A 5,981-nucleotide genomic window follows, 5' to 3' on the forward strand; every position below is an offset into this window, starting at 1 on the left:
CGGCCGACCGATCTGATGGCCCGGCAGGGCGCGCAGATGGCCGGGCGCGGCATCGACTTCCAAGCCGCGATGGCGTTGCGTACACGGCAGAAGGCGCTCGACGGGGTGAGGTCGCTGGGTGAGCGGGCGAAGCGGCTGCCGCCGCTGTACGCATTCGGCCGCGGCACCGCGCGGTCGGGGCCGGCGCGCTCGGCGGTCGGGGCGAGCTGAGCGGGTGAGTGGTCATGAGCCCCTTCCGGAATGCAGCTGTGCGCACCTCATCTGGGGAGCGGATGCGCACCTGCCTGCCAGGAGGTGCCTAGACCATGACCACGACATCGCACGCGAACGCCCCACAGACCGGCGGCGAGGACTTCACGACCAGCGAAGGGCTGCGGGCGCTGCTGCAACGCCTGCATGAAGAAGGCCGAGGGGCATGGCAGCACGATCCGGTCGCCGCCGCGCTGATGGAACACACCGCCCGCAAGTACGTGCCCCTCGCGCGCCGTCACGGACTCGACCCGTGGGAGGCAGCGACGGCGGCGTTCGAAGAGATGCGCAGGAAGGGCGCCCGCGAGGCCGACGACCCGTGGGCATACGTCACCAAGGGCGTGCAGGTGACGTGCATCTTCGAGGAACGAGCGCAGGGGCTGATGTGCTCGGTGCATCAGGCGCGCCGCCCGCACATCTCGGTGTTCCACGACCCAGAGCGGTTCTCCGACCGGGAAACGCCCCTGTCGGACTATCACCCCGCGTTCCAGATTCCCGATCCTCAAGCCGCGGAGGAAGATGAGCCTGGCGAAGTAGCTGTGGAGAGGGCGGGGAAAGCAGGGAAAGCCGTTGAAGACGCGATCGACCTGGTCTCGTCTTTGGACTGGCCGGCCGATGTCGCACGGGCGGCCGTGGAGCATGTCTGTACAGCGCTGATGCGGGCGGGCACTCGGCAGGCCGCCTATGAGAACCTGCGTCGGGACAGGCATTCGCTCGCGCTGCTGGATCTGCCGCAGTCCTCTTGGACGGCGTTGCTTCGTGCCCTTCTGGGCAATCCAAATCCGGCATACGCGGCAACATCGGCAGGTAGAGGCGTGTTGCTGCGGCTGCTGCTCGAGGAGCCGCCGGAGATGCTTCTGCGCGATGATGACCTCGTTCTCACGATCTCTCTCGCCGCTCCGATCCACGGTCGACGCCGCACCAGGGGCGAAACATCGTGAAGATGCAGAAGGGGGGCGGGATCGAGCTGCGGCGTGCTGTCGACTCGATCCTTGTTGGGCACCGTCACCGCACCGACCTGGGCGACATCGATGAACTGGCCGGCTCCATCGACCGTGAGGGCCTGCTGCAGCCGATCACGATTACCCCGGACGGCGTGCTCGTGTGCGGCGCGCGCCGTCTCGCGGCGATCAAGAAGCTCGGTTGGACGACGGTGAACGTGTGGATTCGTTCCGGGATCTCCGACCAGCTAGGGCAGCTTCTCGCTGAGCAGGATGAGAACACGCTCCACAAGCCGCTGACCAAGCTCGAGGCCGCCGGCCTGTACCGGGAACTGAAGAGGCTGATGGCGGAAGACGCTGCCCGCCGCAAGGCATCGACCCAGTTCAGCAGCGAGCATCAACCGGGACATGACGGTGCCGGAAAATTTCCGGAACCGTCGACCGCGACCGGCGACGCTCGCGAGCAGGCCGCAGCGATGATCCCCGGCGGGGTTTCCTACAAGACGCACGAGAAGATCAACTACCTGCGGGACCTCGCTGCCGATCCGTCCCAGCCCGACCATGTGCGCGCCCAGGCCACGGCCGATGTGGAACAGCTCAAGCGGGGCGCTGCCGTGCATCCTCTCTACGCACGCACTCGCGCCGACGAGGAGGAAGCGCGCAGCGCCGAGATGCGACGGCTCGGAGTCGAGTCAGTTCAGCGAGCGGCCGCAGCAAAGAAGGGAGCCCAGCCGCCGCGTACGCCCGGTTCAGAGGAGGATGTGACCGTACGGTTCCCCACGCGCGCATTCGTGCAAACCTGGGGTGAGCTCGCCGACTGGTGGACGCACTACGACGCCGCCGAGCTCGCGGCAGTGCTCACCGATGAGCAGGTCGACTCCTTCCTCGCAGCCGCCGCCGGGACGGCACGGTTCGCCGATGACTTGCGCACCGCCAGAGCTGCTCTCGACTCCGAGGACACCGAGCTCGGGCAGCAACGGCACCTGCGCGTGCTCTGAGGCCGCGTCAAGTGGGCATCGTGAGACGTGTCTGCGGGAGCGCGGGCGCACCTCACGGGTATGAAGACCCGAGACTTCTCCACGCCCGGCGCCCGCCGCAAGATCGTCGTCATCGCAGTCGCTGCCGTGCTCGTGCTCGTGCTGGCCGGTGTCGGCGTCTACGGGCTGATTATCGGACCAAGAGAACCCGACGGGGCGTCGCCCGTGCAGCCACCGACCGGCGGCCCCACGGCCTCGACCGCCCCCGCGCCGAACCCGACTCCTTCCTTGTCATCGATCGCGGCCTCTCGAGACCCGGAGGCCTTCGCTCGAGCCGTGTCGCAGGCTCTGTTCACGTGGGACACCGCCGCGGGTCTGGTGCCGCTGGACTACACGAGCGTGATCCTCGAGGTCGGCGATCCGACCGGCGAGGAGCAGGCAGGCCTCGCCTCCGACGTCGCCGCGTATCTGCCGACACGAGAAGCATGGCTCCAGCTGCGCGAGTATGCGACTGCACAGTCCCTAACGATCGAGGACGCCTACGTCCCGGAAGCGTGGGCGGAGGCCCAAGCGCAGTCGTCGGGACAGCTGGCTGCGGGAACGACCGCGATCACGATCGAGGGCACCCGGCACCGCACCGGCATCTGGAACGGGACCCCGGTCGATTCCGAGCATGCGGTGTCGTTCACCGTGTTCCTCGTCTGCCCGCCGTCTTACGACACCTGTCATCTGCTCCGGCTGTCCGAACTCGACAACCCGCTGCGGTGATCCGGAATGTTGAAGAAGCTCGCCGCCGCGGGTCTCGCCGCCGTCCTTCTCGGCCCCTCGCTCGGGCTCATCGGCGTCGGCGTGCTGATGAACCCCGCGGTCTCCGCCGCCTGCACCGTCCCCGGAGCCGGGCTCATCGTCGGCGCGATCCCCGAGTCGCTGCGTGTGACGACCGCGAACGGGGAGACGTTCACGCTGAACCGCACCCAACTCACGCATGCGGCGACGATCATCGAGACCGGGTCGCAGATCGACGGCGTCACCCGCGACGGCATCCAGATCGCGCTCATGGCTGCGCTCACCGAGTCCACGCTGCGGATGCTCGCCAACACCGGCACCTATCCCGAGTCCGGCGACTACCCGAACGATGGGAACGGATCAGATCACGACTCGCTCGGCCTGTTCCAGATGCGCCCGCAGTCCGGATGGGGCACGGTCGCCGAGCTGATGGACTCGACGTATCAGGCTCGGGCGTTCTTCGGTGGGCCGAGCGGTCCGAACTATCCCTCGCCGCGCGGACTGCTGGACATCCCCGGGTGGGAGCAGATGGACAAGGGCGAAGCCGCCCAATCGGTCGAGGTGAGCGCCTTCCCGGATCGCTACCGCAACTACGAACCCGTCGCCGAGACCATCCTCACCGCCCTGACCACCGGCAGTGCCGCGGCAGGGGGTGCTGACGAGACAACCCCGGTCGGCTCCACGGCGGAGACATCGCGTGTCGTGTTTCCACTCCCGGAGGGCACCTGGGTGCTCACCAGCGGGTTCGGGCCACGCATCCACCCGATCACGGGCGAGCCCTCATTCCACACCGGCACCGACTTCGCCGCGCCTGATAGCACCCCGATCGTCGCCGCAGCGGAGGGGGTCGTCACGATCGCGGAGTTCTCCGGCGGGTATGGCGGACTGATCGTCATCGAGCATCAGATCGACGGGGCGACGGTGGCGACCGCGTACGCCCACATGTGGCAGTCCGGCATCCACGTCCAGCCCGGCGACCGGGTGACCGCCGGGCAGCACATCGGCGATGTCGGCAGCTCCGGGAACTCCACCGGCCCGCATCTGCACTTCGAAGTGCGCCCAGGCGGCACCCACGAAGACGCGGTGGACGCCGCCGCGTGGCTCAACGCCCACGACGCCGCCGACCTGCCCGAAGCCGAGATCGGCGCCCCGGTCGGCTCGTGCGCGCCCTCACCGGACACCGAGGACGAACCGGACCAGGCCGGCGACGACTCGATCCAGGCGATGCGGAGCTGATCGCGCATGGACGTGTTCCCCGACTTCGAGGGCCTGTCGGGCATCGGCGACCTGCGCGAGGTCGTCGGTGGCCTGCTGACCTTCGTCCTGGTGATCGCCGTGCTCATGCTCATCGTCTGCGCGATCATCTGGGCCGTGTCGTCCGCGAACGGCAACCATGCCGCAGCGACCAAAGCACGCACGGGCGTGCTCGTCGCCGTCGGCGCCGCGGCACTGGCCGGTGGCGGCGTCGCGTGGATGAACTGGCTGATCGGCATCGGCGAACAGCTCTGAACTTCGCCCCCGCTCGGCCGCCGAGGGCAGAGCGGTGCACCTGCTGGGCGATCCCATTCGTCTCCCGTGCCCGTGGGTGCGGGTTCGTCCCGTCAGGAGCCCCATCGTGTTCGACCTCGCCACCGATTTCCTCACCGCCGTCCCGGCGGCGCTCGCGCCGATGAACATCGACATCAACCCGAACGACAGCGGGCTTCCTGGGATCGCCCAGTTGCGCACGATTGTCGGCGCCGTGATGACGGTCGGTCTGATCCTCAGCGTCCTGGCCTTGATCGTCAGCGCGATCGTGTGGGGCTTCGGCGCGAACAGCTCGAACCCCCATCTCGCCTCACGCGGCAAGGTCGGCGTGCTCGTCTCCTGCGGCGCCGCGATCCTGTGCGGTGCGTCGGTCACCCTCATCAACTTCTTCTGGAACGTCGGCCAGCAGGTCTGACCGCGCCCATCCACTAGCACCGATCTTTCGGGAGGTTCGTGATGGGTGTCTGCGACATTCCTGTCATCTCCGCCGTCTGTGACACCGCAGGCGAAGCCGCCGCCAGCCTGATCTCCGCCCCGTTCGACTGGCTCGCGCAGGCGATGGGCGCGGCGGCCGGCTGGCTGTTCGAGGCCGTGTGGACGGTGTTCGACACCACGACGCTCGTCGATGTCCAGTCACCCGAGTACGTCTCGGTCTACAACCTGCTGTTCGGCATCGCCGTGTTCGTGATGCTGTTGTTCTTCTGTCTGCAGCTGATCACCGGGCTGGTCAAACGCGACCCGACCGCGCTCAGCAGGGCGGCGTTGGGCCTGGCGAAAAGCGTGCTCGGCAGCTTCGTAGTCATCACGCTCACGGCTCTGATGCTGGAGATCGTCGACCAGCTCAGCCTCGGCATCATTCAAGCCGCGGGCGAGACGACCGAATCCATGGGTGACAAGATCACGGTGCTCGCCGCGGCACTCGTTGGGATCAACATCGCCTCGCCCGGAGTCGGCGCGATCATCACGATCTTCTTCGCCAGCCTCGCCATCACCGCCGCCGCGATCGTCTGGCTGTCCCTGCTGGTCCGTAAGGCGCTGCTGCTGGTGGCGATCGTCCTCGCCCCGCTCGCGTTCTCCGGGGCGTCCTGGGACGCATCGCGGGGATGGATCGGCAAGTGGGCGATGTTCGTCATCGCCCTGATCGCCTCGAAGCTCGTGCTGGTCGTGATGTTCCTGGTCGCGATCACGCAGATCTCTGCCCCGATCGACGCGGACCTCGCCTCGATCAGCGACCCGATCGCCGGGATCGTGCTCATGGCGATGGCCGCTTTCGCCCCGTATCTGACCTACAAGTTCCTGGCATTCGCGGGCTTGGACTTCTACCACGCGATCGGCTCCGAACAGGACGCGAAGCAGGCTCTCAACCGTCCGGTGCCCTCACCGTCCAAGCCGCAGGGCGCGGAACCGAAGAAGGTACTCGACGGCGCAGCAGACACCAAGACCGGAAGCGGCAGCGGAAGCGGAGGTGGCGGAGGTGGCGGAGGTGGCGGAGGTGGCGGGT

At 67.8% G+C, this 5,981-nt stretch carries 6 protein-coding genes and 2 pseudogenes; all 8 read left to right on the forward strand.

The window, feature by feature from the left end; translation table 11 throughout:
- Positions 1-210 (forward strand): annotated as a pseudogene (locus tag DSP71_RS19975) (hypothetical protein); the annotation flags it as partial.
- Between the two features lie 95 nt (positions 211-305).
- Entirely contained in the window at positions 306-1,190 is an 885-nt protein-coding gene (locus DSP71_RS19980) for a hypothetical protein (protein ID WP_036290122.1), read from the forward strand.
- 2 nt (positions 1,191-1,192) lie between these two features.
- The gene (locus tag DSP71_RS19985; RefSeq protein ID WP_036290129.1) at positions 1,193-2,188 is read left to right on the forward strand and encodes a ParB N-terminal domain-containing protein; all 996 of its coding nucleotides are present in this window, start codon (positions 1,193-1,195) and stop codon (positions 2,186-2,188) included.
- Positions 2,189-2,248: 60 nt separating this feature from the next.
- Positions 2,249-2,935, forward strand: coding sequence for a hypothetical protein (locus tag DSP71_RS19990; protein ID WP_036290119.1), 687 nt, complete (start codon positions 2,249-2,251; stop codon positions 2,933-2,935).
- Between the two features lie 6 nt (positions 2,936-2,941).
- A pseudogene (locus DSP71_RS19995) lies at positions 2,942-4,165 on the forward strand (M23 family metallopeptidase); the annotation flags it as partial.
- A 30-nt stretch (positions 4,166-4,195) separates the two neighbouring features.
- Positions 4,196-4,462 (forward strand): DUF6112 family protein, encoded by a 267-nt coding sequence (locus tag DSP71_RS20000; protein WP_036290117.1) that lies wholly within the window; start codon positions 4,196-4,198, stop codon positions 4,460-4,462.
- A 160-nt stretch (positions 4,463-4,622) separates the two neighbouring features.
- Positions 4,623-4,895: a DUF6112 family protein gene (locus tag DSP71_RS20005; protein WP_051498868.1), complete on the forward strand. Its 273-nt coding sequence runs from the start codon at positions 4,623-4,625 to the stop codon at positions 4,893-4,895.
- 41 nt (positions 4,896-4,936) lie between these two features.
- The coding region (locus tag DSP71_RS20010; protein WP_113681880.1) for a conjugal transfer protein TrbL at positions 4,937-5,981 on the forward strand (1,045 nt) is incomplete at its 3' end.

Origin of the sequence: Microbacterium sp. H6 (assembly GCF_003314775.1) — a bacterium.
Classification (GTDB): Bacteria; Actinomycetota; Actinomycetes; order Actinomycetales; family Microbacteriaceae; genus Microbacterium; species Microbacterium oxydans.

Coding starts and splice junctions, on each gene's coding strand:
- DSP71_RS19980 (WP_036290122.1), top strand. CDS start 306: ATGACCACGACATCGCACGCGAACGCCCCACAGACCGGCGGCGAGGAC.
- DSP71_RS19985 (WP_036290129.1), top strand. CDS start 1,193: ATGCAGAAGGGGGGCGGGATCGAGCTGCGGCGTGCTGTCGACTCGATC.
- DSP71_RS19990 (WP_036290119.1), top strand. CDS start 2,249: ATGAAGACCCGAGACTTCTCCACGCCCGGCGCCCGCCGCAAGATCGTC.
- DSP71_RS20000 (WP_036290117.1), top strand. CDS start 4,196: ATGGACGTGTTCCCCGACTTCGAGGGCCTGTCGGGCATCGGCGACCTG.
- DSP71_RS20005 (WP_051498868.1), top strand. CDS start 4,623: ATGAACATCGACATCAACCCGAACGACAGCGGGCTTCCTGGGATCGCC.